This is a genomic window from Pseudomonas marvdashtae (assembly GCF_014268655.2).
Lineage (GTDB): Bacteria > Pseudomonadota > Gammaproteobacteria > Pseudomonadales > Pseudomonadaceae > Aquipseudomonas > Aquipseudomonas marvdashtae.
The window spans coordinates 3,029,453-3,055,184 of sequence record NZ_JABWQX020000001.1 but is presented as its reverse complement, the minus strand read 5'-3'; the positions used below and the strand labels follow the sequence as shown (position 1 = coordinate 3,055,184).

19 protein-coding genes and 2 pseudogenes are annotated in these 25,732 nt (G+C 59.7%); 13 read left to right on the top strand and 8 right to left on the bottom strand.

The window, feature by feature from the left end; translation table 11 throughout:
- Positions 1-24: 24 nt before the first annotated feature.
- The 4 genes from HU742_RS13610 to HU742_RS13595 all read left to right on the top strand — a co-directional run bounded on the left by HU742_RS13610 (position 25) and on the right by HU742_RS13595 (position 3,984).
- Positions 25-855 carry an amidohydrolase family protein gene (locus HU742_RS13610; RefSeq protein ID WP_186642810.1) on the top strand — a complete coding sequence of 277 codons (831 nt, stop codon included), beginning with the start codon at positions 25-27 and terminating at the stop codon, positions 853-855.
- 118 nt (positions 856-973) lie between these two features.
- On the top strand, positions 974-3,160 hold the full coding sequence (locus tag HU742_RS13605) for a PAS domain-containing sensor histidine kinase (RefSeq protein WP_186642809.1): 2,187 nt from the start codon (positions 974-976) through the stop codon (positions 3,158-3,160).
- A complete protein-coding gene (locus HU742_RS13600) occupies positions 3,157-3,519 on the top strand; it encodes a response regulator (RefSeq protein WP_186642808.1) in 363 nt (120 codons plus the stop codon). Before HU742_RS13605 ends, HU742_RS13600 begins: the two co-directional genes overlap by 4 nt.
- Positions 3,520-3,540: 21 nt before the next feature.
- Complete coding sequence (locus HU742_RS13595) at positions 3,541-3,984, top strand: HIT family protein (RefSeq protein ID WP_186639360.1); 444 nt, start codon at positions 3,541-3,543, stop codon at positions 3,982-3,984.
- A 24-nt stretch (positions 3,985-4,008) separates the two neighbouring features.
- Here HU742_RS13595 and HU742_RS27110 read toward each other — a convergent pair.
- From HU742_RS27110 to HU742_RS13575, 4 genes and pseudogenes are all read right to left on the bottom strand, one after another.
- A pseudogene (locus HU742_RS27110) lies at positions 4,009-4,191 on the bottom strand (GyrI-like domain-containing protein); the annotation flags it as partial.
- Positions 4,192-4,699: 508 nt separating this feature from the next.
- Positions 4,700-5,128, bottom strand: coding sequence for a hypothetical protein (locus HU742_RS13585; protein WP_186639361.1), 429 nt, complete (start codon positions 5,126-5,128; stop codon positions 4,700-4,702).
- 48 nt (positions 5,129-5,176) lie between these two features.
- A complete protein-coding gene (locus HU742_RS13580; protein ID WP_186639363.1) occupies positions 5,177-7,801 on the bottom strand; it encodes an RHS repeat-associated core domain-containing protein in 2,625 nt (874 codons plus the stop codon).
- Positions 7,802-7,818: 17 nt separating this feature from the next.
- Positions 7,819-9,303: a DUF6531 domain-containing protein gene (locus HU742_RS13575; RefSeq protein ID WP_186639364.1), complete on the bottom strand. Its 1,485-nt coding sequence runs from the start codon at positions 9,301-9,303 to the stop codon at positions 7,819-7,821.
- A 450-nt stretch (positions 9,304-9,753) separates the two neighbouring features.
- Between HU742_RS13575 and HU742_RS13570 the strand changes: the two genes are divergently transcribed.
- From HU742_RS13570 to HU742_RS13555, 4 genes are read left to right on the top strand one after another with little or no spacing between them, the layout of a single operon-like run.
- Entirely contained in the window at positions 9,754-10,236 is a 483-nt protein-coding gene (locus HU742_RS13570; RefSeq protein WP_030138762.1) for a formate dehydrogenase subunit gamma, read from the top strand.
- Entirely contained in the window at positions 10,230-11,789 is a 1,560-nt protein-coding gene (locus HU742_RS13565) for a formate dehydrogenase beta subunit (protein ID WP_186642807.1), read from the top strand. The genes HU742_RS13570 and HU742_RS13565 overlap by 7 nt, the downstream gene beginning before the upstream one ends.
- Complete coding sequence (gene fdhF / locus HU742_RS13560; RefSeq protein ID WP_186639368.1) at positions 11,786-14,662, top strand: formate dehydrogenase subunit alpha; 2,877 nt, start codon at positions 11,786-11,788, stop codon at positions 14,660-14,662. Before HU742_RS13565 ends, fdhF begins: the two co-directional genes overlap by 4 nt.
- Positions 14,659-14,880 (top strand): formate dehydrogenase subunit delta, encoded by a 222-nt coding sequence (locus HU742_RS13555; RefSeq protein ID WP_186642806.1) that lies wholly within the window; start codon positions 14,659-14,661, stop codon positions 14,878-14,880. Before fdhF ends, HU742_RS13555 begins: the two co-directional genes overlap by 4 nt.
- Positions 14,881-15,263: 383 nt before the next feature.
- On the opposite strand, the gene HU742_RS13550 is transcribed toward HU742_RS13555, so the two are convergent.
- The 4 genes and pseudogenes from HU742_RS13550 to HU742_RS13535 form a co-directional block, all read right to left on the bottom strand.
- Positions 15,264-15,584, bottom strand: coding sequence for an isochorismate lyase (locus tag HU742_RS13550; RefSeq protein ID WP_186642805.1), 321 nt, complete (start codon positions 15,582-15,584; stop codon positions 15,264-15,266).
- A gap of 207 nt (positions 15,585-15,791) precedes the next feature.
- Positions 15,792-15,962 (bottom strand): annotated as a pseudogene (locus HU742_RS13545) (fructose-bisphosphate aldolase); the annotation flags it as partial.
- A 994-nt stretch (positions 15,963-16,956) separates the two neighbouring features.
- Entirely contained in the window at positions 16,957-17,238 is a 282-nt protein-coding gene (locus tag HU742_RS13540; RefSeq protein ID WP_186642804.1) for a fructose-bisphosphate aldolase, read from the bottom strand.
- Positions 17,239-17,936: 698 nt separating this feature from the next.
- Positions 17,937-18,650, bottom strand: a complete 714-nt coding sequence (locus HU742_RS13535; RefSeq protein ID WP_202884256.1) for a hypothetical protein — start codon at positions 18,648-18,650, stop codon at positions 17,937-17,939.
- Positions 18,651-18,798: 148 nt separating this feature from the next.
- On the opposite strand from HU742_RS13535, the gene tspO reads away from it, so the two are divergent.
- The 5 genes from tspO (at position 18,799) to HU742_RS13510 (ending at position 25,638) form a co-directional block, all read left to right on the top strand.
- The gene (gene tspO, locus HU742_RS13530) at positions 18,799-19,239 is read left to right on the top strand and encodes a tryptophan-rich sensory protein TspO (protein WP_186642803.1); all 441 of its coding nucleotides are present in this window, start codon (positions 18,799-18,801) and stop codon (positions 19,237-19,239) included.
- Between the two features lie 261 nt (positions 19,240-19,500).
- A complete protein-coding gene (locus HU742_RS13525; RefSeq protein WP_186642802.1) occupies positions 19,501-20,901 on the top strand; it encodes an amino acid permease in 1,401 nt (466 codons plus the stop codon).
- Between the two features lie 300 nt (positions 20,902-21,201).
- On the top strand, positions 21,202-22,923 hold the full coding sequence (locus tag HU742_RS13520; RefSeq protein ID WP_186610138.1) for a type I secretion system permease/ATPase: 1,722 nt from the start codon (positions 21,202-21,204) through the stop codon (positions 22,921-22,923).
- On the top strand, positions 22,916-24,286 hold the full coding sequence (locus HU742_RS13515) for an HlyD family type I secretion periplasmic adaptor subunit (RefSeq protein ID WP_186632849.1): 1,371 nt from the start codon (positions 22,916-22,918) through the stop codon (positions 24,284-24,286). The genes HU742_RS13520 and HU742_RS13515 overlap by 8 nt, the downstream gene beginning before the upstream one ends.
- Before the next feature lie 2 nt (positions 24,287-24,288).
- Positions 24,289-25,638 carry a TolC family outer membrane protein gene (locus tag HU742_RS13510; RefSeq protein ID WP_186642801.1) on the top strand — a complete coding sequence of 450 codons (1,350 nt, stop codon included), beginning with the start codon at positions 24,289-24,291 and terminating at the stop codon, positions 25,636-25,638.
- Positions 25,639-25,732: the final 94 nt, after the last annotated feature.

Below are 25,732 nucleotides of genomic sequence, written 5' to 3'. Positions count from 1 at the left end.
CTTATTTGCGATAGATGAAAAGCAATGGTTGATACCTGTACTACGCCGATTACCGGCGTCGACTGCCACGCTCATGTGTTCAGCCGCGAGCTGGAGCTGGCGGCTGTTCGGCGCTACACGCCTGACTATGACGCCACGCTGGCGCACTATCTGGAGCACCTGGAAACCCATGGCCTGAGCCATGGGGTATTGGTCCAGCCGAGCTTTCTCGGCAACGACAACGGCTACTTGCTGGCTGCGCTGCGACAGGCGCCGGGGCGACTTCGCGGCGTCGTGGTCGTGGAGCCCGGTATCAGCCGCGCCGTGCTCGATGACATGGCTCGACTGGGAGTGGTCGGTGTGCGCTTGAACCTGATGGGCAAGGCCCTGCCTGATTTTCGCGAGACGGCGTGGAAAGCTTTCCTGGGAGATCTCGCTGGATTGGGCTGGCACGTCGAATTGCATGCGCCCGTGAATGCGTTGCCGGCATTGATTGGTCAACTGATGCCGTTTGGCGTGCAAGTGGTGATCGACCATTTCGGTCGCCCGGATGCCCGTTTGGGCCTTGACCAGCCAGGCTTTGCCAAGCTGCTGGAGCTGGGCACTGGCGGCCAGGTGTGGATGAAGGTCTCCGGCATCTACCGGCTGGCGGGGACGGATCGGGAGAACCTCGAATTCGCCCGGTCCGCAATGGCGTTGCTGGAGCAGAGTTTCGGCCCGCGTCGGCTGGTGTGGGGCAGTGACTGGCCGCACACCCAACATGAAGGCAGCGTCGGTTTCGATACGGTGATGCAACAGTTGCAAGCACTGGAGGGTTCGGCGCACCTTATGCACGCGCTCATGGTGGAAACACCGCGCCATTTGTTCAGGTTCTGACCTGAATTCATGCGGTGTCGAGTTTCCCTGAACTCGCAGGATGAACAGGGGGTCTAGTGTCCATTGCGAAGTCGCAGGACCGCAGCGATGGCAAGGCCAGGCGGATTGAGGATGAACCATGTCGAATATTGAAGCGCTTCCCACAGAGACGCGTACGCCGCCGAGCGAGTACGAAAGTCTCGTGGCGATTGGAACGAACGCGCTCGATGCCATTCCTGGCGCCGTGTACGTCTGCGATCGCGCAGGCTGGCTGGTCCGGTATAACAGCGAGGCGGCGGCCATGTGGGGGCGAGTGCCGATGCTGGGGGAGGGTGGCGACCGCTTCTGCGGTTCTTATCGCCTTTTCCTGCCCGACGGTACCCCGCTTGCGTTGGAAGACTGCCCGATGGCGACGTCCCTGGAAACGGGTCTACCGACGCGCAACCAGGAAGTGATCATCGAACGTCCGGACGGAGCGCGGTTCGTGGCACTGGTGAACATCCGGGCCCTGAAGGACTCGCAAGGAGGCATCCAGGGCGCGATCAACTGTTTCCAGGATGTCTCGGCCCACCATGCCGTGGCCGAAGAGCTTCGACACAAGAACGCCGACCTCGAAGATTTTTTCGAGAACAGCGCGGTGGGCCTGCACATCGTCAGTGGCGAGGGCATCATTCTACGCGCCAATAAGGCCGAGCTGACCCTGCTGGGCTATTCGGCAAAAGAATATATCGGCCGCAACATCACCGAGTTTCATGTCGACGAGCCCGTCATCTGCGACATTCTGGGCAAGTTGAGCAGCGGCGAATGCCTGGAAAACTATCCGGCGCGCTTGAGGGCCAAGGACGGCTCGATCAAGCATGTCTCGATCACTTCCAACGGGCGCTTCGAACAGGGCAAGCTCTTCAATACGCGCTGCTTCACGGTGGACATGACCTGTGTCCACACGGCCGAAACCGCACGCAAGGAGAGCGACGACAGGCTGTCGGCGACGTACGAAGCGGCGACGATCGGCATCGCCGAGGCCAGCGCGGACGGACGCCTGCTGCGGGTGAACGACGCCCTTTGCAATATGCTCGGTCGGTCGCGCGAAGAACTGTTGCAAATGACTTTCCTGGATTACACCCACTCCGACAGCACCGACGAGGATGCTGCCTTGTATGCGCGCCAAGTGGCCGGCGAGCTGGACAACTACGTGCTGCGCAAGCGCGCTTTCAAGCCTGACGGCGAGACCGTGTACCTGGACATCCACAGCTCATCGGTCAGGGACGCCGACGGGGTATTTTGCTATGGCGTGCGCGTGCTCCAGGATGTCACCTTGGCGCGACGGATGGAGAACCAGATTCGCGAAAGCGAGCGGCACATGCGCAATCTGCTCGAAGCATTGCCCGCAGCGGTCTACACCACCGACGCCGACGGCCGTATCAACTTCTTCAACCGGGCGGCGGTCGAACTATCAGGTCGCACGCCTCGGTTGGGCGACCTCTGGTGCGTGACCTGGAAACTGTTCACCACCGACGGGAACCTGCTGCCCCACGACCAGTGTCCGATGGCGGTCGCCTTGAAGGAAAACCGACCGATACGCGGTGTCGAGGCGATAGCAGAACGGCCCGATGGCACCCGCGTACCGTTCACCCCGTATCCCACGCCGCTGCACGATGCCGAAGGCAACTTGGTGGGCGCCATCAACATGCTGGTGGATATTACCGAGCGAAAGCAGGCGGAAGACCGGCAGAAGACACTGATCGACGAACTCAATCACCGGGTCAAGAACACCCTCGCCACCGTGCAATCCCTGGCAGCCCAAACGGCGCGCAACGCCCAGGACGCCAAGGACGGCTACACCCGGTTCGAGGCGCGTCTTCTCGCCTTGTCCCGAGCCCACAACCTGCTGACGAGGCGGCATTGGGGCCATACACCCCTCGCTTCCCTGGCGCAGGAAGTGCTCACCCCGATATTCGGAGCCGAGCCCGGTCGGATCACCATCGCGGGCGATGCCATCGATGTCGATACGCGAATCGCGCTTGGCCTGACGATGACCCTCAATGAGCTGGCGATCAACGCCCTCAAATACGGCGCGATGTCCGTCGAGACCGGCAGGCTTTCGGTGAACTGGAACGTCCAGCCGCAACCGAACGGAACCTTGCTGACGGTGGATTGGCGCGAGCAGGGTGGACCGCTGGTGCTCCAGCCGGAGCGCGAGGGGCTCGGTTCCCGTTTGATGAAGCGTTGCATCGAGCGTGACCTTGGCGGGATATTCGTGCTCACCTTTGCTCCTGAGGGCGTTCTTTGTCGCTTCTCGTTTATGGTCGCTGAGAACCACGCATGACCCTGTTTGCGGGTATCAGGGTGCTCCTTGTCGAAGACGAAGGCACAGTCGCCATGTTGATCGAGGAAATGCTCGAAGAGCTGGGGTGCACCGTGGTGGCGTCCGTTCCACGGCTCGCCGTGGCCCGGGAAATGGCAGACACGGCGCAGATTGACTTGGCGATCCTGGACGTCAACCTGGCCGGTGAGCGGGTTTTTCCCGTTGCAGAAATACTGCGTAAACGCGATATTCCTTTCCTGTTCAGTACCGGATACGGTGCTAGCGGTGTGCCTGGCGAATTTGCCAAATACCCGGTTTTGCATAAACCATTCTCAGAAAGCGAATTGCAGCAGAAGATAGCGCTGACGCTAAAAAGTTAAAGTACCTTCCAAGGAGCGACCATGAGCTTGCACGGCCAATACGATCCGCAGAATATTTTTGCGCTTATCCTTCGCGGCGAAGCCCCTTGCTACAAGATCTACGAAGACGCGGATGTGTTGGCTTTCCTCGACCTCTTCCCTCAGTCGCGCGGTCACGTACTGGTCATTCCCAAGGCGGCCCAGGCCCGGAATATCCTGGAGGTCGACCCCGCGGTGCTGGGGAAGCTGATGTCAGCGGTGCAGCGCCTCACCCGCGTCATCGTCGACGAGTTGCAGCCGGACGGTGTGCAGATCGCCCAGTTCAATGGCGCGCCAGCGGGGCAGACGGTCTACCACATCCATGTGCACATCATTCCACGCTGGGAAGGCCAGGCGCCTGGCGCCCATGGGCAGGGGAAAGCTGATCCGCAGGAGCTCGAGCAATTGCAGGCGCGGTTGGTGGAGCGTATTCGTTCTGAGGGGTGATGCGCGGGCCTACGGATCGAATCGCTACAGCAGCGGAACATACACAACAGTCTGCCATTGATCCTGCGGTGTCTCGGGATAGACAGTCAGGTAGTGGAAAACCAATGGCTGGTCCCGCAGTTCCTCGCCGCTCCCGGGAAGCCAGTCGCGGTAGATCGGATAGATCGTTTCGCCGATGTGATCGGGAGACCCCGCGTGGCGCACCACGGCATAGGGGAAACAGGCACGCCCCCGAATGCCGTGAATTGGCGATGGAAGTGGAACGCCGGGAAGTTCGCCACGTGACTCAACGTCTTCACCGAAAGATCGCCTTCAAGATTGGCCTCGATATAGGCCAGTACGGCGTCGAAGCGTTTGGTGTAAGCGCAGTCGTTAGGTAGCTCAGGCATGGATACGGCTCTTGTAGGTGTGGTCGACATAACCATCGACTATACGCGGCGAGCCTGCCTAGCCGCGTTTGCTCAAACAGCGTCACGTCTTCGGTTATTTGGATTTATGTGATACCGATATAGGTCCTATGCCATTGGCACGGTTTATCGATCAATCACGCGCGCGTAGTTTGCTTCTCTGCGATATTAATCGAGAGGCAAGCCAGATGCCCCAGCGTTTGACTCCACCATCAGCGGTCGACGACGTGTTCAAGAGTGGAGCGCTACGTCCTGTGCGGATGAGTGGATCGTAGCGCTCTACGCATTACATGTTTTGTGACGGTGAGTCACCACCAAGGTGGGGCATCCAGTGATGCATTGAAATCTAGGGATTTTAAATAATCAAGTAGAGCCACATCTCTAACCAATATCATTCCTTCGTGACCTATTGTACATGCTTGCCATTCAGGATTTTCGGGGCTATAGATACATAGACTGTCACAGTTGTTTACTATGAGGTTTTTTTCTTGTGCGATGTTATTTATTACTGCATCGGTTGCCCGAAGCCGCGGAGTGCAGCTTGCGATAAAGTCATTTGCGTAATTTGTAGCTGGTACCGCATTTACGGTGGTTGATTTATAAATACTGACGCCTAATATGGTGTCGATGGTCGACTCCGGATACAGCCAGGCAACCAAATCAAAAGGTGCCTGGCTTGCCAGTGCAGAGATCAAGTCTAATTGCCTCTCGAAGCTATTTTCTTCAATGTAAATCATTTGGGTACCTCTGGTTTCGCTTCGGGGATTTGGTTCTAGTTGGATGTATTAACACTCTCTTGGTATACCCTCCATTGGGTCAGGTAGGCGCTCAGGATTTATTTTATCCAATATTTCAGGGGAGAGCGGGATTAGCATGGAAGGAATTCTTAAATTCCAATTGAACTTGTTATTTATCTTGTCTTTTATTTTTTTTGGTGGCTCTTTACCGTGTCTGATTGAACCATCCCTGTTTACAGCATTTTCCCGAGGGTTGGATTTATCTCCCCAATGCACATGCTCCTTGCCACCATTGTGCGATTCCACCCCGCTGCCTAGGTCTGGCTTGGCAAGGCCATATGAGTCAAAAAAGCTAATCGGATTTCCTTCCACGTATCCATAGGTGTTTAGCCCACCCGCCAACCCAATCGGATCGCTCTGCATGTAGCGTCCAGTTTTCGGGTCGTAATCACGAAAATAGTTATAGTGGAGTCCAGTCTCGACATCGTAGTACTGGCCGGGAAAACGCAGATTGATTTCCAGTTGCCCGCTGGCTTTCTTTGTACCGAATGCATCGGAAACCCATTCCCATACCTTGGTTCGCGCAGCGTTCGTCGCGATTCGCGGTGTGTTGAGGTGGTCGCTATGGAGGTAGAACGCGGTGCTGTTTGCTGGCGCGCCCGTTGCACCGTAGCTCACACTGATCCCGCCCAAGGGCACCCCTTCGAGCCAGATATAAAACTGACTTCTCAGCTTCTTGCCTTGGTTATCGAACAGGTGCTCGCCAAGAAGTTCGCCACTCAACCCGTAGATAAATGTTGTAGTGCCTTGAGAGGTGATTTTTTTGGTTCGTTGGCCGAGAGCGTTGTAGCGGAACCTAGCCTTGACAGCACCCTTGATTTTCACTTTGCTCAGGCGATTCTGCTCGTCGTAGGAAAACTGACGATTGGCGCGGTCTGCGGTCAGGTTGCCTGCCGCGTCGAAGTCTACCGAGTGGGTGCCTGCCTGCGTCAACTGATTGTTGCTCGCCCCATACTGATAAGACGTGCCAGCGGTCACACGCAACTCGCCGTCAATCAGGGTGCTGAATGCTTTTCGGGTGCGGTTTCCCGCCGGATCATAAACGTAAGTCATCTGGTTGAAAGCAGTAGATTCTCCTACCAGGCGATCCAGCGGGTCATAGCTGTAGCCATGGGCGTCGACTGAGTCGCGTTGCAATTGAGTCATATTTCCCTGGGCGTCGTAGGTATAGGTCTCGCTCTGGCCTGCGACGGTTTGAGCGGTCAGCTGATAGTCCAGATCATAGGTGCGTTGAAGCGTAGTCCCGTTGGCCCAGGTCAGGCTTTTAAGCGGACCGAAAGGTTGATACGTGATGTTACTGGCGAACGCGGTCGGCTGCCCCGTGCCCTGCCGAATTTGTACTTGGCTGATTTGTCCTGTGGTGTCACGCGAGTAGACGATGCTGAAACCTGTTGGATAATCGATCCTGCTCAACCGATTGGCGACATCGTATCCATAGCCGATTTGTTCTGGCTGAGTCGCTGTGTTTGCGGGCGCTGTTTGCCGCTGGGCTGTAACGTTGCCTTGGTCGTCGTAGGTGTAATTCAGTACACCGTTGAGGTCCACCAAAGCTGTCAGTCGGCCGATGCCTTTGTTACCTGCGGCAACTGAATCGTAGTGGAATTGAACATCCAGTGCCGGGTTCGTCGGATAGCGGCGGGCGGTCAAGCGATTGAGCGCATCGTAGCTAAAAGTCGTGACCACACCACGCGCGTCCACCTGTTGCGTTACGTTGCCTGCGGCATCGTACTGATAGGTGCTGCTGCCGCTGTCAGGGCTGTTCAAACGTGTCAGATTACCGAGGCCGTCGTATTGATATTGAGTGGTCGCACCACGTGGGTCGCGGACTTGCGTGAGGTTGTCTTGAGCGTCGTACTCAAGTTGAGTGATGCCATTCAGCGGGTCAGTATTGGTCACCAATCGGTTCAGTGGGTCAAAGGCCCGTTGATGGCTGTGATTGCGGGGGGTGGTCAGCGCGATCGGATTATCGTTGAGGTCGTACTGTGTCCGGCTTGTCTGGCCGGTAGCCCCCACTGAGCGCAGCAAATGACCCAGTTCGTCATACACCCATTGATGTTGTTTGGTCAGATGACCGGTCTTGTCCTTGATTCGTACCGCAGTTCGGTTCCCCATCGGATCGAGATCAAATACGATCTGTTCCCCTGCGTTATTGGTCACTCGAATGAGCCGCCTTGCCTCGTCCCAGGTGTAAGTCGACCAGCTATTGTCTGCGCTAACGATCTTGGTGATGTCGCCCACGGCATTGTATTCAAGGCGAACATTGCCGGTAGCGGTACTCAACGACCTCACCCAGCCTTGTGGTGAATAGGTCAGGTTTGTAATAACCCCATTGGAGTCGACAACTGTCTCAGGGTTGCCGGTGGTGTCAAAGTTGGAAAACGTGGTGGTGTGCCCGAGCGCGTTGATAATGCGCGCCAGACGCCCTTTTGGATCGTATTCGTAGCGGGTAATGTCACTTACATCTGTTCGGGGCCCATCTGACAATTCCAGCAGCCCCTGGGTATTGTAGGTGAACGACCAGCCACGTTCGGCAGCTTGGCAAAGAGGAAGGGTGGTAATGGTTCCGCCCAAAGCGAGAGCGAACAGAGCCACCTTGCATGTCAATATGTTCATATTCAGATCCTTCTGAATTAACGTGAAATGATTGTTTTACTGAGCTGGCGCCCTTGAGTGTCGTAGGTGTATTGAATGGAGCGATCCGGTTCGTTGATGCGCACTGGGGAATACAGCGTCGGGTGCCATTCGGTGGTGATCGTTCTTGCTTGAGAAGTGCCGCTCGCTTCCGTGCGAGAGGTTTCCAGGCCACGGTCGTTGTAGAGATAGGTGGTTATATTGCCATTGTTGTCTGTTTTTGTTGTCAGCAGACCGCGGGTGTCGTAGGTGAAAGTTGAGTTGCTATCGGGCCGGTTGACCGATGGAAGACCTGTAATGGATTTGATGCGTTTGATGCCTTGAATCAATTCAAATTGATAGTGCGTCTGCTTGCCCAACGCGTTAGTGACATTGGACGATCCATCACTGTTGTAACTGACCAGGACCTTTTCAGCTCCAGCAGCGTGCTCACTTGAAATGGCGCGTCCTTGTTCATCATAGGTCCATGTGGCGTAACGCACCCCGCGTTCATCGATAATGCCGGTCAGCAATCTGCTGTTGTTGGGGTCTTGATAGAGGTATTGTTTGTTTTCAGTGTGGTTGGGATGGTTTATGGTCATGGAAGTAAGTTGTTTGTGATCATTATAGGTGTAGCTAATGTTTACGTTGTCCGCTGTGACGGTAAGAGGTTGTTTTAACGTGTCCTCGGTAAATTTTAAGGTGTTACCAAAACCATCAGTGACGGTCGCAATATTGTCTAAATAGGTAATGCTCAGCGTGCTACCTGATTTAATAAGCGCAATTAACCTTCCGTTGCTATCAAATTCAAGTGAGCGATTATTGCGGGCGTGATAGCTCCAACGGTCCGACTGATAGACGAGCGTTCCTGTTTCGGGTGGCCTAGCCTCATAAGACGTTCCCTTTTTTTCAAAAAACGATCGACTGCCATTCAGGTGAATAAGTGTGATCAAGTTTTCTTCGAGGCTGAGCCAAGATGAATAACTGTGCCGCCATACCCCATCAACGCTTCTGTAGAATCTTGAAAAATCGAGTGGATTTGCGCTTGGGTGTGCATGTGCAGTTGAGTAATCGTTTTCTGTTTGTATTTTGTAACCTGTTGCGAAATTTATCGGGTTTCCCGCCAGGCTCATGGGGCAGCCACTGTCGACGCCTTGAGTCTCGCATTGGTCTGAGGTCTTATTGAATTGTTGGTTTTCGCTGCATGTGTTGCCGCTGCGGAGAATGGATACAGCGCCATAAGAATCGTTTAAGGAATCCTTGCCATATATCATGTGGCAATGCCAGATGTGATCGTCCTCCGTTGCCACCGGTGGTGTGTAATTCCAGATTTCTTCGTACTCTTCATGTAGCCATTTACAAGCCAATTCGGGTGAGGGCTGTCGTTTTTGAAGATGTTCCGGGAACTGTTGAATCGTCCAATAGTATTCTTCTGCCAACGCTTGGAGGTTTACTGCAAGTGATAAAAGCAGTAATGAGTACGTAAAAAGCTGTTTGCATAGCATTCCAGGGTTCCTTCTGGTGTCAGGTTGTTGTCCTCCTGGATGATGGCGAGATGGAACGCTGTAAAACGATAGATATATATTGTGTTTGTAACCTTATGTGGTGATCCAGCAAAGCACTCGCCACGCTGGCAGTCAGGAAAACGGCCGATAGCCACTGATAGCTGTGGATCGCCTACACTCACTTGTGCATTTGCCTTTCGTGGATGCAGGACAACTTCTCACGCTTGGTCGCTTTCAGAACACGTTTCGTCGTCCACGTGCAATCGCCACCCCCCGGGAGTGGCAAGCTGTAAAGATGCCCCGGACCTGGTGCACCAAAGACACACGGCCGGAGAGCTAGAATGGCGATCGGATTTGCCACGCTACCGTGACGTGGGCCGCACGCCGCAGCCAAGACTCCGAACGACTACCGCCACGCGGCGCTGCCGTTCGAGATGCCGAGGTACGTTTATGCCTGATGAGACGCTTCACCTGCCTCTGATCCACAGCGTGCTGGCGCGCGAGAAGGACACCCCCGGTGCCTTGTTGCCCATCCTTCATGCCATCCAGGAAGGTTGCGGGTACGTGCCCGACGCCGCCGTCCCGGAAATCGCCCATGCCCTGAACCTCAGCCAGGCTGAAGTGCGCGGGGTGATCAGCTTCTACCATGACTTTCGCACCACGCCACCTGCGCGCCATACGCTGCGCCTGTGCCGGGCCGAGTCGTGCCAGAGCATGGGGGCCGAGGGCTTGGCTGCCCAATTACGCGAGCAACTGTCGCTGGATGATCACGGCACCAGCGCCGACGGAGCCATCAGCTTGCGGCCGGTCTACTGCCTGGGTGCCTGCGTCTGCTCGCCGGCCTTGGAGTTGGACGGCGAGTTGCACGCACGACTGACCCCTGAACGCCTGCGCCAACTGGTCAATGGCTGCCTGGAGGATGGTCCATGCTGACCCTCTGCATTCCCCGTGATTCAGTGGCCCGTGCCGTCGGCGCGGACAAAGTGGCTGAGGCGCTGGTCCATGAGGCCGGGCGTCGTCAATTGCCGCTTCAGGTGCGGCGTACCAGTTCCCGAGGCCTTTATTGGCTGGAGCCGTTGGTGGAGCTCGAGACGCCCGAAGGGCGCTTGGGTTTTGGCCCGCTCACCGCACAAGACGTGCCGGGCCTGCTCGATGCGCTCGCCCACGACCCAGGCAGCCATCCATCAGCGTTGGGGCTGGTGGAAAACATTCCCTACCTGAAAAGCCAGCAACGCTTGCTGTTTGCCCGTGCCGGCATCACCCAACCCTTGTCCCTGGACGACTACCGCGCCCAAGGTGGGTTCCTCGGCCTGGCTCGGTCGATCCAGATGGACGGCGCCGAGGTTGTCGCCAATGTGCTGGACTCCGGTTTGCGCGGTCGCGGTGGTGCGGCGTTCCCGGCGGGCATCAAGTGGCGCACCGTGCGCGACGCCCAAGGCCCGCAGAAATACGTGGTGTGCAACGCCGACGAGGGCGACTCCGGCACCTTCGCCGACCGCATGTTGATGGAAGGCGATCCGTTCCTGCTGATCGAAGGCATGGTCATCGCCGGGATCGCCGTCGGCGCGACGATGGGCTACATCTACGTACGCTCCGAATACCCGGACGCCATCAGCACATTGAATCAAGCCCTGCACATCGCCCGCGAGGCCGGTTACCTGGGCGCGGACGTGGGCGGCAGCGGTTGCGCCTTCGACATTGACGTCCGGGTGGGCGCCGGCGCCTACATCTGCGGCGAGGAAACGGCGCTGCTGGAATCCCTCGAAGGCAAGCGCGGCATGGTCCGCGCCAAGCCGCCGCTGCCAGCGTTACAGGGCCTGTTCGGCTTGCCGACCCTGGTCCATAACGTCGTGACCCTGGCCTCGGTGCCGGTGATCCTGGAGAAGGGCGCGCAGTTCTATCGCGACTTCGGCATGGGTCGCTCGCTGGGCACCATGCCGTTCCAGCTGGCCGGCAATGTTCGTCGCGGCGGCCTGGTGGAGCGCGCGTTCGGCCTGAGCCTGCGCGAGTTGGTGGAAGAGTACGGCGGCGGCACCGCCAGCGGGCGTCCGCTGAAGGCCGCGCAAGTCGGCGGACCGCTGGGCGCCTGGGTGCCTCCGGCGCAGTTCGATACACCGCTGGACTATGAAGCGTTCGCGGCCATGGGCGCGATGCTCGGCCACGGCGGCGTGGTGGTCGCCGACGACAGCCTGGACATGGCCCGGATGGCCCGGTTCGCCTTGCAGTTCTGCGCCGAGGAATCCTGCGGCAAATGCACGCCGTGTCGCATTGGTTCAACCCGTGGCGTCGAGGTGGTGGATCGCTTGATTGCCAGCACCGATGCCAACGCCCGTCAGGAACAGGCGGCGTTGCTGCAAGACCTTTGCGACACCCTGCAATACGGCTCGCTCTGTGCCCTCGGTGGGATGACGTCCTACCCCGTCGCCAGCGCCCTCAAGTACTTCCCCGCCGACTTCGGTCTGGCGACCACGGAGGCCGACCAATGATTACCATCTTCGACCCAGCCAGCGACATCGACCTGGGCACCCCGGCGCGCGAAAGCGACGTGCAAGTCAGCCTGACCATCGACGGTCGCGAAATCAATGTGCCTTCCGGCACCTCGGTGATGCGCGCGGCGGCCTTGCTCGGCACCACCATCCCCAAGCTGTGCGCTACCGACAGCATGGAAGCCTTCGGCTCCTGCCGCATGTGCCTGGTCGAGATTGACGGCATGCGCGGTTACCCGGCCTCGTGCACCACGCCCGTGACCGAGGGCATGGTGGTGCGCACCCAGACCTCCAAGCTCGCCACGCTGCGCCGCAATGTGATGGAGCTGTACATTTCCGATCACCCGCTGGACTGCCTGACGTGCCCGGCCAACGGCAACTGCGAATTGCAAACGGTGGCGGGGCAGGTGGGCCTGCGCGAGGTGCGCTATGGCTACGAAGGCGCCAATCACTTGGCCGAAGCCAAGGACGTGTCCAACCCTTATTTCGATTACGACCCGAGCAAATGCATCGTCTGCAGTCGCTGCGTGCGCGCCTGCGAGGAAATCCAGGGCACCTTCGCCCTGACCATCACCGGGCGTGGTTTCGATTCCCGGGTGGAAGCGGCCGGCGGCGACAACTTCCTCGATTCCGAATGCGTCTCCTGCGGCGCTTGCGTCCAGGCCTGCCCGACGGCCACGCTGATCGACAAGAGCGTGGTGGAGATCGGCCAGCCGGAACGCAGCGTCGTCACCACCTGCGCCTATTGCGGCGTGGGCTGCTCGTTCCGCGCCGAGATGAAAGGCGAACAACTGGTGCGCATGGTCCCGGACAAGAACGGCCAGGCCAACCACGGCCATTCGTGCGTCAAGGGCCGCTTTGCCTGGGGCTACGCGACTCACCCGGACCGCATCACCAAGCCGATGATCCGCAAGCACATCAGCGACCCGTGGCAGGAAGTGAGCTGGGAAGAGGCGGTCACCTATGCCGCCAGCGAGTTGCGGCGGATCCAGCTCAAGTACGGCCGCGATTCCATCGGCGGCATCACCTCCAGCCGCTGCACCAACGAAGAAACCTACCTGGTGCAGAAACTGGTGCGCACGGCGTTCGGCAACAACAACGTCGACACCTGCGCCCGGGTCTGCCATTCGCCGACCGGTTACGGCCTCAAGCAAACGCTGGGCGAATCCGCCGGCACGCAGAACTTCGACTCGGTGATGAAAGCCGACGTGATCATGGTGATGGGCGCCAACCCCACCGACGCTCACCCGGTGTTCGGCTCCCAGCTCAAGCGTCGCTTGCGCCAGGGCGCGCGGCTGATCGTTATCGACCCACGGCGCATCGACCTGGTGGATTCACCCCACGCTCGTGCCGAACTGCATTTGCAGCTGCGTCCGGGCACCAACGTGGCGATGCTTAATGCGCTGGCCCACGTGATCGTCACTGAAGGCCTGGTTGACGAGCCTTTCGTCAAAGAGCGTTGCGAGGCGACAGATTTTGCCCGTTGGCGCGATTTCGTCAGCCTGCCAGAGAACGCGCCCGAGATCCTCGGCCCGGTCTGCGGCGTGCCTGCTGCCCAGATCCGCGCCGCCGCGCGGCTCTACGCCACCGGGGGTAACGCGGCCATCTACTACGGCCTCGGCGTCACCGAACACAGTCAGGGCAGCACCTCGGTGATGGGCATCGCCAACCTGGCCATGGTTACCGGCAACATCGGTCGCGAGGGCGTCGGCGTCAACCCGCTGCGTGGGCAGAACAACGTCCAGGGTTCCTGCGACATGGGCTCGTTCCCCCATGAGCTGCCCGGATACCGACACATTTCCAACGAAGCGGTGCGCGCCCAGTTCGAACAAGCCTGGAACGTCACCCTGCAACCCGACCCGGGCCTGCGCATCCCGAACATGTTCGAGGCGGCGCTGGACGGCACCTTCAAGGCGCTTTACTGCCAGGGCGAGGACATCGCCCAGAGCGACCCCAACACCCAGCATGTGACCGCGGCCTTGACTGCCCTGGAATGCGTGATCGTCCAGGACATCTTCCTCAACGAAACAGCGAAGTTCGCCCACGTGTTTTTGCCGGGCAGCTCGTTCCTGGAAAAGGACGGCACCTTCACCAACGCCGAGCGCCGCATCTCGCGGGTCCGCAAAGTGATGGATCCGCTGGCCGGCAAGGCCGACTGGGAAGCCACCATCGCCCTGGCCGATGCCCTCGGCTACAAGATGCACTACAACCATCCTTCGGAAATCATGGACGAGATCGCCCGCCTGACGCCGACGTTCAGCCGCGTCAGCTACGCCGAACTGGAACGCCATGGCAGCCTGCAATGGCCATGCAACGATGCCGCGCCGGACGGCACGCCGACCATGCACATCGACGAGTTCGTGCGCGGCAAAGGGCGCTTCATGCTCACCGGCTACGTGCCCACCGAAGAGAAGGTCAACGGCCGCTATCCGCTGCTGCTGACCACCGGCCGGATCCTCAGCCAATACAACGTCGGCGCCCAGACCCGGCGCACCGAGAACGTGGCCTGGCATGAAGAGGATCGCCTGGAAATCCATCCGACCGATGCCGAGAACCGCGGGATTGTCGACGAAGACTGGGTCGGTATCGGCAGCCGCGCCGGGCAGACGGTGCTGCGCGCGAAGGTGACCGAGCGGGTCGCGCCGGGGGTGGTTTATACGACCTTCCACTTCCCTGAATCCGGGGCCAACGTGATCACCACCGACAACTCCGACTGGGCCACCAATTGTCCGGAATACAAGGTCACGGCGGTGGAAATCGTGCGGGTCAGCCAGCCTTCGGAATGGCAGAAGCGTTACCAGGCGTTCAGTGATGAACAAGGCCGCTTGCTGAAGGAACGTCGCCATGCCGAAAAAGCCGAGGTGCGCCGATGAGCTCGCAGAACCTGATCAAGATGGTCAACGAGATCGCTCGGTATTTCGCCACGGAGCCTGATCAGGCGTTGGCGGTGAGTGGGGTTCGACAGCACATCAAGAATTTCTGGACGCCGGGGATGCGCCGGGATCTCGGGGCGTGGCAGGAAAAACATCCGGATGCGGTGTTGCATCCGTTGGTGTTGGCGGCGTTGGAGGAGCCGGAGGGGGTTACCTGACTTCTTTTTGATCGAGTACATATCCGTTTCTGCGGTGATGGCGGCTAATGGTTTCGCTTTTACAGCGACTCACTTTTATGAAGCGTAAAAGTAAGCAAAACGCTTTTGCCCCACCACTTGGTGCCTCGCTAAGGCTCGGCATGCCCGCACTCCGGCATTGCTCCGTGGGCCCGCCGCGAAGGCCCATCCATGGGCCAGCGCGGCTATCCCGGCATCCATGCCGGGATGCCCACTGCGCAATACCTGCGTTCGGCCATCGTGGTTAACGGGGCGCCGAAATCAACGTCCACCACGAGGCGGCCTGATAGCCGACCTGGTTCTCCGGTCGTATTCCAATCCATGTGGGAGCCGGCCCGTAGGGCGCCACGGGGTTGTGTGCCGGCTCAGGTTTCGGATTGATGAGCCGTCCACTGTTTCATTTCCTCAGCGATGAAGTGATTGACCAGGTCGCTGTACATCTTCTCGATGGCATCTGGGCTAAGGCCTTCGGCCTCGGCCCATTCCCGTCGAATCTCCAGCATGGCCTGGAAACGCTCCGGCGCACGTACCGATGAAGCCGATGTCTTGAACTTCGACGCAGCGAGCACGTATTGAAAACGCTTGCCCAACAGCTTGATAACGGCCTGATCGAGGGCATCGATTTCCCGGCGGATGTCTTCCATGCCGGTGCATTGCGCGGGGGTTAGCTGATTGTTGACTTCCATGTGGTTAACTCCGTTTGTTGAACGCTGATGTAACCCCGGTAGGGCTCTTTGTGGCGAGGGGATTTATCCCCCGCTCGACTGCGCAGCAGTCGCATATCGGACTGGCACGCTTAACCTGATGCGACACGGTGTCAGGTTTGGGGCTGCTTCACGCAGCCCAGCGGGGCGGTGCGACGTTTCGCTAAATCCCCTCGCCATAAGTTTTGGTCAGTCTTCGAGACCCCGTCGTTCGATGACGCCGAACACATCCGCCGCATCCTGCACCAGGATCCGGGCGACGTTGGTCAGGGTATTGATGTCGCTGTGGGAGGAATCACGCAGGCTGGAGCAGGCCACCAACGTCAGGTAATCGAGCGTGGCTAAAACGACGTCGGACGCCAAAGGCGCACATTGTTACTTTTATGGTGCTTGGTTGCCACCGTATCTATCGGGCTGCGAAATCAGATCACTGACGAAAGCCAGCGACGGCCCAACTATAGAAGTCGATCCCAACCCCCACAACCGACCTGTAGGACGCACGCAGAACCCATGGCTAGGGAGCTTGCTCCCGCTCGATGGCGCAGCAGTCGTAAAATGCAACCCTGCGATTATCCAGATACACGTCGCTGAATGGTTTTGGGTCTGCTACGCAGCCCAGCGGGAGCAAGCTCTCATGGAACAAATTGCAACCATCTGATTTTTAAGGTTGAAAATACATACTGATCGTTCCCACGCTCCTGCGTGGGAATGCCACCAGGGACGCTCCGCGTTCCGCTTCTGGCGGGTGACGCAGAGCGTCACGGGATGCATTCCCACGCAGAGCGTGGGAACGATCAAAAAACCGACATCTCGTAGACGTCGCTCCAGTTCCCTGCGCGACAGCGTAGCGTCGGCGACTCCCTCGACACAGGTTTATCGTTTGCTCTCGAAAGCGGCGTTTGCTTGTGGGAGTGAAGATCAAGGTACTTTCGTCATCCCGCCAACTGCCAATTGCCAACTGCCATCGCGAGCAGGCTCGCTCAGAAGAAACGCAATCCCAACCAAAACCAGGTCGGCTTTCAGGCCGCCTCGAGGTGGACGTTGATCTCGGCGCCCCGTTAACCACGCTGGCCGAACGCAGGCATTGCGCAGTGGGCAACCCGGCATGGATGCCGGGTTAGCCGCGCTGGGTCATGGATGACCCTTCGCGGCGGCCCGCGGAGCAATGCCTTCGCTCAGGCACACCGAGCCTAGGCGAGGTGCCGAGTGGTGGGGCAAAAGCGTTTTGCTTACTTTTGCGCTTCATAAAAGTGAGTCGCTGTAAAAGCGAAACCATTAGCCGCCATCACCGCAGCAATGGATATGTACTCAGTGCCAGGCCTATACCGCGAGCAAGCTCGCCTCCACAGTAGGGTCAGCCTTCGAGACCCCGTCGTTCGATGACGCCGAACACATCCGCCGCATCCTGCACCAGGATCCGGGCGACATTGGTCAAAGTGTTGAGGTCGCTGGAGGAAGAATCGCGCAGGCTGGAGCAGGCCACCAGCGTCAGGTAATCGAGCGTCGCATGCAGTCGTTCACTGACACAGGCGTGGAGTTCGGGCAGTGGCGCGTGAGTGTCGATCAGCAGGACCGGGTGGGTGGTGGCGGTCTGGGTAAGCGGGGTGTAGCGGACGGACGGTTCATTCGTTGTCATAAGGTTGCACTCATTCGGTAGAAGGAATCGCCACCTTTTTGCTGCGAACCAAATGGGTGGCAGTTGCGCGAGGGTTCGCAGACCGAGGAACCAATCCAAAACTCGGCAGACCCGAAAGTCTCCCGCGCGCAACCGCCATAAAATGAACGGGGCAAGTTTGCCTGAATTCATTTGACGGTATCCAGATTGTTCACTCGGGCTGCGAAACCCAGCCACCAGCCAAAGCCAGCGACGGCCCAACTATAGAAGTCGACCCCAACCCCCACAACCGACCTGTAGGACGCATGCAGAACCCGTGGCGAGGGAGCTTGCTCCCGCTCGGTGGCGCAGCCGCCGCAAAACCGGGCGCTGCGGTACGTCTGACGAAACGGAGCCGCCGATCCTAGGCCGCTTCGCACCCCAGCGAGAGCAAGCTCCCTCGCCACGGGTAGTCATTTCCTACAAGATTTGCGGACCGCCTTGGCTCATCGAAAGTCCCGAAAAAACGCCCGAATATCCTCCGCCAACAACTCCGGCTGCTCCAACGCCGCAAAATGACCACCGCACGGCATCTGCGTCCAGCGCCTGACGTTATTTGCCCGGCCAGTGACACCGGAAGCCGGGTGTTTTGCAAGCGATGGCGAAGGTCCTGAAGAGCCTGCTCGGTGATGTCGATGGAAAAAGGTTTCGCAAACATGTCTCGCTCCGAAACGACCGGATCAGGACGCGAGGCGTGCCCGCTGTCGCGCCCAGGCCAGTTTAATGGCCTCAATGTTCGGCACGAACCTGGACATATGCCGAACCCCTATTACCGGAACCTTACGGTCGTTGATTGTCGCCGTAAATCCATACGTGGCCCGATAGGACGACGAATCGATATGGTCCAGCAGCTCTCCGTTGCCGAATGCTTCCCAGAGAATTCTCGCCGCCGACGGGCTGCCCAGGCCATTGCTGTAAGCGATGATCAATTCGGGCTCGGCGAGCGCTACGGTCACGCGCTGAAAGAAATCCATCGATTTGCGAGTCAGCGCTTCCAGACTGGCCGCGGAGGACTGGCGTGCCACTTTCTGAATCGAAGCGGCATCGGCTGAGCAAAGCAGCAAGGCGTTGGTGTAGATCGTATCGCGCCAGTCGAAACCCAGGTCGGCAGGCAATTGCGTCAGGCGCCTGGCCAGGGTCTTAGGACCCCAACCGCCCTCCAGTCCATGGGCGACGTTGGAAAAGGCCGGCTGTTCATACCCGGCATGAATTGCGCCTGCATTGGTGTGAATGGCGTCGGCGAGCGAGCCATTGAAGCCGACCATGATCAGGCGCTTGCGAGTCGGGGGCGCTGCAAGCAACTCGAAGGCGCAATCAAAGGGGCGGGCAGGAAAGGCGCCGATACCCAGGTCATCAAGCGCTTCAATAATAAAGTCGCGGGTTTTCAGCGGCATGTGCGCTCCTTTTTTCCGGCATTGTGAACGCGCATTGAATTTATGTGAACCCGATCGAGTCTTTGAAGGGACGCAGGAACCGATTCGCGACCCAACCCTGCCTGCCATGCTCCCCACCACGACAGCTGACCCCAGCTAAGGACGGACAATGACCTTCTTTATTTTTCTCCTCGCCTGCTGCGCTGCGGCGAGCACCGGTGTCATTTTCAAACCGGGTCCATGGTATGAGTCCCTCGTCAAACCCCGTTTCACGCCGCCCAACTGGCTGTTTCCCGTGGCTTGGACGGTTATTTACCTGCTGCTTGCCTGGGCCGGCTACCGCTTGAGCCTGATACCGGGAAGCCAGTTGGTGTTGGCTTTGTGGGCGGCGCAGATTGCGCTCAACACGTTATGGACCCCGGTGTTTTTTGGCGCGCATCAGGTCTTGGCGGGGATGGTGGTGATCACGCTGCTCTGGCTTGTGGTCGCCGCGATGGTGGTGTTGGCGTTGCGCCTGGACGTGATCACCGGGTTGATTCTGTTCCCTTACCTGGCATGGCTGTGCGTGGCTGCTGCGCTGAATTTCTCCATCCTGCGCAACAACCGTTGATGATCGACCCGAGAACGCAGCGTAGGGACTATGGCCACTATTTCCTGATATGCCGTTTGGCGAAATCAGACAAAAAGGCGGCGCTCACAGGTAACTGACCCGGGAGCGTAGGCAGGTAACGTGGCTCAACATTTCAACTGCAAAGCCCAATTCGCGAGGGACGGATCAGACATCCAGGGTGTGCCGCTTTCAGGAGGGAGCGAAAACCAAAAGCACCGACGATCCCTCGGCACGCCTCAATGTCGATAAGAGAACAAAAACATGACCAGCCCGAGCTTCAAGGATTCGAACGGCCACCTTGCACAGGGCTTCAAGCCTCGTCACGTCACCATGCTTTCAATTGCCGGGATCATCGGCGCCGGTCTGTTTGTCGGATCGGGCCATGCCATCGCTGCCGCAGGACCTGCCGTGATGCTGGCGTATCTTTTCTCTGGCCTGCTGGTGGTGCTCGTCATGCGCATGCTCGGCGAGATGGCCGTCGCCCGCCCGGACACCGGTTCATTTTCCACCTACGCCGACCAGGCGATCGGACGCTGGGCCGGCTTCACCATCGGCTGGCTCTATTGGTGGTTCTGGGTGCTGGTAATCCCCATCGAGGCGCTTGCCGCAGGTCATGTGCTGAACCAATGGTTTCCCTCCGTCGATGCCTGGCTGTTCGCTTCGGTGTCGATCGTTGCCCTGGCTGTGACCAATCTGTTCAGCGTTTCGAAGTACGGCGAGTTCGAGTTCTGGTTCGCGATGGCCAAGGTCGTGGCGATCGTCGGTTTCATCTCCCTGGGGTTCGCCGTGTTGATGGGTTGGATTCCCGAGCGTGAAGCCAGTGGCTTGGGTCGATTGATGGAAGAGCACGGCGGATTTGCGCCCAACGGATTGTCAGCCGTCGTCGGCGCCTTCATCACCATCATGTTCAGTTTCATTGGCACCGAGGCGGTGACGATCGCCGCCGCCGAGTCCAGTAATCCCGCACAAAACATCGCCAAGGCCACCCGCTCGGTGATCTGGCGCATCGGCGTGTTCTACCTGTTGTCGATCTTCGTGGTCATTTCCGTAGTGCCCTGGAACGATCCGCTCCTGGCTTCCGTGGGCTCTTACCAGCGGGCACTGGAATTGATGAATATTCCCCACGCCAAATTCATGGTGGATGTGATGGTGTTGATCGCCGTGGCCAGTTGCATGAATTCATCAATCTACATCGCCTCGCGCATGTTGTATTCCCTCGGCCGTCGTGGCGATGCGCCGAGGGCGGTGGAAGCGACTTCGTCCGCTGGCGTACCCCGGGCGGCAGTGATTGCCAGTACGATTCTGGGATTGGGCATCACCTTGTTCAGCTTCTTCATGCCGGCCGGCTTGTTCCAGTTCCTGCTCGCCAGTTCTGGTGCCATCGCTCTGCTGGTCTATCTGGTCATTGCCGTTTCCCAGCTGCGCATGCGCCGGTTACTGCGTCAGCAAGGCGTCGAGCCGGCCTTTCGCATGTGGCTGTTCCCGTGGCTGACCTGGGCGGTGATCTTGTTCATCGGTGGCGCCCTGGCGGTCATGATGGTGACACCCGAGCACCGCAGCGAGGTGAGCGTGACCCTTGGCCTGGCCTTGGTCGTTTCGTTTATCGGCCTGGTGACGTCGCGACATCCTGCGCAGCCTGAAGAAGCGGTTTCCCTGAGCTAGCCTCCCTGCGGGTCCGTTTCCGGGTCCGCACCTCATCGTGGCGAGGGAGCTTGCTCCCGCTGGGCTGCGCAGCAGCCCTTTTTTACGCGCCCGTTTTGCATTAACAATGCTAAAAAACAGCGATCCCATGCTGGCACTAACCTTAGGTTACGTTGTCAGTACTTGGCGTCCGTAGCGGCGACGTTCGGCTCATATAGCGACAATGTCAGCTACCTGACGCTCTTTTTTTGACGCCTGCGGGCGAAATAACTCGCGATGGATTGCGCCGGGACCGTTTATTCTTTTTGCGGGTTGATATCTATGGGTTTGCTCCTCGATCCTCGGCACGACATCGACGCCGCTTTGCTCAGTTATCGCCGGGTGTTCGGGTCGCTGGCGCTGTTCAGCGGGGTGATCAACCTGCTGGTGCTGGTGCCGTCGCTCTACATGATGCAGGTCTACGACCGGGTCCTGACCAGCCGCAACGAAACCACCTTGTTCATGCTCACGCTGATCGCCCTCGGACTGTTCATGTTCAGTGCCTTGATCGAGTGGGTGCGCGGCGAGGTGATGATTCGCATGAGCGCCGGGCTGGACGATGCCCTGGGCGAGCGGATTTTCGATGCGGCCTTTGCCCGCAGCCTGCGTGAGCACAACGCCAACCCGGCACAGGTCCTGAGCGACCTGGCCACTCTGCGACAGCTGATTACCGGCCAGGGCCTGATTGCCTTGCTCGATGCGCCGTGGTTGCCGATCTTCCTCTTGGTAGCGTTCATCTTCCACCCCTGGTTCGGCGTGCTGACCCTGGTGCTCGCCCTGGCGTTGGTCGGGCTGGCGCTGTGGGGCGAGCTGGCAACCCGCGTCCGGCTGGGAGAGGCCAATCGGTTGGGCGTGCAGTCATCGATCTACGTCAACAGCACGCTGCAGAACGCCGAAGTCATCCAGGCCTTGGGCATGCTCGGGCCGCTGCGCCAGCGCTGGAGCCTGCTGCAACAACGGATTATCGCGGCGCAGGCCCATGCCAGTGATCGGGGGGCGCGTATCACCTCGGCGACGCGTTTCGTGCGTATCTCCGGTCAGTCCCTGGCCTTGGGGCTGGGCGCGCTGCTGGTGCTGGAAGGCCAGTTGTCGGCGGGCATGATGATCGCCATGTCGCTGTTGTTGGGGCGTGCCCTGGCGCCGGTGGAAATCGCCATCGGCTCGTGGAAGCAGTTCAACGCCGGGCGCCAGAGTTACCAGCGCCTGAGCCAACTGCTGGCGCAACACCCCCGCGAACGCTTGCGCATGCCATTGCCTGCGCCCACCGGCGCGGTGCGCCTGGAACAGTTGTATGTCGGGCCGCCCGGCGCTTCGCAGCCGATCCTGCGGGGCATCAATTTCAGCCTCGGCAAAGGCGAGGTGCTTGCGGTGGTCGGTCCCAGCGCCAGCGGTAAATCGACGCTGGCCCGGGCGCTGGTCGGGGTATGGCCGGCCATGGGCGGCTCGGTGCGGCTGGACGATGCCGAGATCAGCCAATGGTCCCACGACGCCTTGGGCCCGTACCTGGGTTATCTGCCGCAGGACATCGAGCTGTTCGACGGCAGCGTGGCCGACAATATTGCCCGCTTCGGCGAGCAGGACGCCGACAAGATTATTGCCGCCGGTCGCCATGCGGGCATCCACGAAATGATCCTGAGATTCCCCAAGGGTTACGACACGCCGCTGGGCCCCGGCGGGCTTGGTTTGTCCGGCGGCCAGAAGCAACGCCTCGGCCTGGCCCGCGCGCTGTATGGCAGCCCATCGCTGATCGTGCTCGACGAGCCCAATTCCAACCTGGATGAAGCCGGCGAACTGGCGCTGGTGCAGGCCATCGGCGTGCTCAAGGCCGCCGGCAGCACCGTGGTGCTGATCACGCACCGGCCCAACGTGCTGGCGGTGGTCGATCACATCCTTGTGTTGAAGGACGGGACTCAACAAGCGTTTGGGCCTCGGGATCGGGTGCTCAAGGCGTTGATGCCGGGACCAAGGCCAACCGCCGTGCGGGAGGCAGGCAAAGATGCGTGATTTGAAACCGACCGCGGCGGTCCACGGCGAGCACGGCTTGAGCGTACTCAGCAGCAACACCTTGCCCAGCGCCAGCACCGATGCCGGTGGCGCGGCGCGCTACGGCGTGATCTTCCTGGCCCTGACGCTGGGCGGATTCCTGCTCTGGGCTTTTTTGGCGCCACTCGACCAGGGCGTGGTGGGCAGTGGCACGGTGGTGGTGGCGGGCGAGCGCAAGGCGGTGCAATCGCTGGTGGGCGGCGTAGTGGAGAAGCTGCTGGTCAGCGACGGTGACCGCGTCAGCCAGGGCCAGTTGCTGGTACAGCTGAACACCGTGCAGGCGCAATCGCAGTTGGACGTCACCCTGGGCAAGCTGCTCAACGACCGCAGTATCGAGGCGCGATTGATTGCCGAACGCCTGGGCGCCGCTGAAATCCAGTGGCCGGCGCAATTGCTGGAGCGGGCCGAAGAGCCGCGCGTCAAGGCGGCCATGGCGCTGCAGAGTCAATTGTTCCTGACGCGGCGTGCCGAGCTGGGTAGCCGCCTGCAGATCATCGAGCATGAAATTGGCGCCTTGCAGCAGCAGTTGCAGGGGTATGAAGGGGTCAAGCGCAACTACGACGCGCAAATGCGTTTCCAGCAGCAGGAACTCGAAGGCCTGCGCGAGCTGGCCCGGGAAGGCTACGTGCCGCGCAACAAGCTCTTCGAGGCCGAGCGTAATGCCGCGCAACTGGCCGGACAGATTGCTTCCGGCATCGGTGACGTCGGCAGGACGCGCCAGGCCATCAACGAAAGCCGGCTCAAGGCTTTGCAGGCGCAGCAGGAATTTCGCCGCGATGCCGAAACCCAGCTCAGTGAAGTATCCGCCGAGGCGGCGGGCTATGCCGATCAGATCCGCGCCTTACAATTCGAAGTGGACAACGGCGCGATCCGGGCACCGGTGGCCGGGCAGGTGATGGATATGTCGATCCACACGGTCGGGGGCGTCGCCCAGGCCGGGCAAACCCTGATGCAGGTTGTGCCGCTGGACGCGCCGATGGCGATCACCGCGCGCTTTGAGCCGCTGATGGCCAACAAGCTGCGCCCGGGGTTGCCGGTGCACGTGCATTTCACCGCGCTGCAACGGGTGGATACGCCAACGGTGACGGGCACCGTGACCACGGTGTCGGCGGACCAGTTGATCGATCAGCAAACCCACCAGCCGTACTTCTCCGCCAAGGTCGAGATTCCCGCCGACACGGTGGCTTCGCTGCAAGAGGCCGGGCTGCTGGTGCGCCCGGGCATGCTCGCCGATGTCACCGTGGTGACCGGAGAGCGGACCTTGATGAACTATCTGATGAAACCTTTGCGCGAACGCTTGCTGGCTGCCTTCAAAGAGGAATGAGCATGACCGACCGTTGCCGTTACGGCGTCCGTGTGCTGTTGAGTTTGTGTACCAGTTGGGCGGTGATCGGCCCGGTGTGGGCGGCGGAGGGCGGGTTGAGCCTGATCGCCGCTTACGATGCCTCGCGTCTCAACGACCCGACCTTGCAAGCGGCGACCCATGCCTTTGATGCGTCGCGCCAGGAAGAGGCGATCGGTCGGGGCGGGCTGTACCCGCAAGTGTCGTTGTCATCACGTTATGGGTATGGCGGGCGTACCGATGGCGGCGATGACAGCGGCTACGTCAACAGCAACGATTACCAGGCCAATAACGTGACCTTGGCTGCGCAGCAGCCGCTGTATGACAAGGGCCGTTGGGCGGCGTATCAGGAAGGCAAGGCTCGGGGAGCACTCGGTAGCCAACAGTTCGATGTGGCCGGCCAGGCGCTGTTCGATCGGGTTGCCAAGGGCTATTTCGACGTCGCTCGGGCCGAGAACGAGCTCAAGTTGATCGCCCAGCAGAAAACCGCGATCAATGGGTTGGTGATCCAGAGCAAAAAGCTTTACCAGGGTGGCCAGGGCGCAATCACCGACATCGACGAGGCCCAGGCTCGGCTCGATCTGGTGGAGGCCCAGGAAGCCGAAGCCAACGCCCGGCGCGTGGCTGCGCTGCGGGCGCTGTCGGGCCGTTCCAATGTACCGATTGATGACATCCAACCGATGCGCGAAGAACTTCCCACCGGAACGCCGATCCCGCCGGAGCAGGATTTACCTTACTGGACGGCAATTGCCCGCGAGGCCAGCCCGGAACTGGCGGCCCGGCTGGCGGCGGTGAAAGTGGCCGAGGCGCAGGCCGACAGCCAGCGCGCCGGGCACTACCCAACGTTGTCGCTCACCACTCAGTTGACCCGCCGGGAAACCCGTCAGTACCAGGAGCTGGACCCGCGCCAGGACACTTATTACGTTGGCGTGCAGTTGGACATTCCGTTGTATCGCGGCGGCGCGGTGCGCGCCTCGGTGGCCAAGGCCGAGGCACAGCTTGCAGGCGCCCAGTCCGATTACGACGTGCAGCGTCAGCAATTGGCCGAAGACATCGAAACCGATTACCTGGGCGTGGTCGCAGGTTTTGCCAAGAGCAAGGCGATGCAACGGGCAGTGGAATCCAACCAACGGGCGCTGACGTCGACGGAGAAGGGGTTTCAAGGCGGGGTACGTTCGACGGTCGACATTCTCGATGCCCAGCAGCGGCTATTCCAGGCGCGGCGGGACCTGCTCGACACCAAATTGGACATGCTGCAAAGCTATGTAAGCCTGCACATCCACACCGGCCAGATGAATCGCGCGGTGCTGGAACAGGTGCAAAGTTTGTTCTAAGGCCGGCCCCCACGGCTGTTGCTCCCTCGCCACAGAGGCAGTCCGTGGCGAGGGGATTTAGCCAAACGTCACACCGCCCCGCTGGGCTGCGTAG

Bases quoted from the DNA above. Each gene is read 5' to 3' on its own strand.
- HU742_RS13610 (WP_186642810.1), top strand. From the start codon at position 25: ATGGTTGATACCTGTACTACGCCGATTACCGGCGTCGACTGCCACGCT.
- HU742_RS13605 (WP_186642809.1), top strand. From the start codon at position 974: ATGTCGAATATTGAAGCGCTTCCCACAGAGACGCGTACGCCGCCGAGC.
- HU742_RS13600 (WP_186642808.1), top strand. From the start codon at position 3,157: ATGACCCTGTTTGCGGGTATCAGGGTGCTCCTTGTCGAAGACGAAGGC.
- HU742_RS13595 (WP_186639360.1), top strand. From the start codon at position 3,541: ATGAGCTTGCACGGCCAATACGATCCGCAGAATATTTTTGCGCTTATC.
- HU742_RS13585 (WP_186639361.1), bottom strand. From the start codon at position 5,128: ATGATTTACATTGAAGAAAATAGCTTCGAGAGGCAATTAGACTTGATC.
- HU742_RS13580 (WP_186639363.1), bottom strand. From the start codon at position 7,801: ATGAACATATTGACATGCAAGGTGGCTCTGTTCGCTCTCGCTTTGGGC.
- HU742_RS13575 (WP_186639364.1), bottom strand. From the start codon at position 9,303: ATGCTATGCAAACAGCTTTTTACGTACTCATTACTGCTTTTATCACTT.
- HU742_RS13570 (WP_030138762.1), top strand. From the start codon at position 9,754: ATGCCTGATGAGACGCTTCACCTGCCTCTGATCCACAGCGTGCTGGCG.
- HU742_RS13565 (WP_186642807.1), top strand. From the start codon at position 10,230: ATGCTGACCCTCTGCATTCCCCGTGATTCAGTGGCCCGTGCCGTCGGC.
- fdhF (WP_186639368.1), top strand. From the start codon at position 11,786: ATGATTACCATCTTCGACCCAGCCAGCGACATCGACCTGGGCACCCCG.
- HU742_RS13555 (WP_186642806.1), top strand. From the start codon at position 14,659: ATGAGCTCGCAGAACCTGATCAAGATGGTCAACGAGATCGCTCGGTAT.
- HU742_RS13550 (WP_186642805.1), bottom strand. From the start codon at position 15,584: ATGGAAGTCAACAATCAGCTAACCCCCGCGCAATGCACCGGCATGGAA.
- HU742_RS13540 (WP_186642804.1), bottom strand. From the start codon at position 17,238: ATGACAACGAATGAACCGTCCGTCCGCTACACCCCGCTTACCCAGACC.
- HU742_RS13535 (WP_202884256.1), bottom strand. From the start codon at position 18,650: ATGCCGCTGAAAACCCGCGACTTTATTATTGAAGCGCTTGATGACCTG.
- tspO (WP_186642803.1), top strand. From the start codon at position 18,799: ATGACCTTCTTTATTTTTCTCCTCGCCTGCTGCGCTGCGGCGAGCACC.
- HU742_RS13525 (WP_186642802.1), top strand. From the start codon at position 19,501: ATGACCAGCCCGAGCTTCAAGGATTCGAACGGCCACCTTGCACAGGGC.
- HU742_RS13520 (WP_186610138.1), top strand. From the start codon at position 21,202: ATGGGTTTGCTCCTCGATCCTCGGCACGACATCGACGCCGCTTTGCTC.
- HU742_RS13515 (WP_186632849.1), top strand. From the start codon at position 22,916: ATGCGTGATTTGAAACCGACCGCGGCGGTCCACGGCGAGCACGGCTTG.
- HU742_RS13510 (WP_186642801.1), top strand. From the start codon at position 24,289: ATGACCGACCGTTGCCGTTACGGCGTCCGTGTGCTGTTGAGTTTGTGT.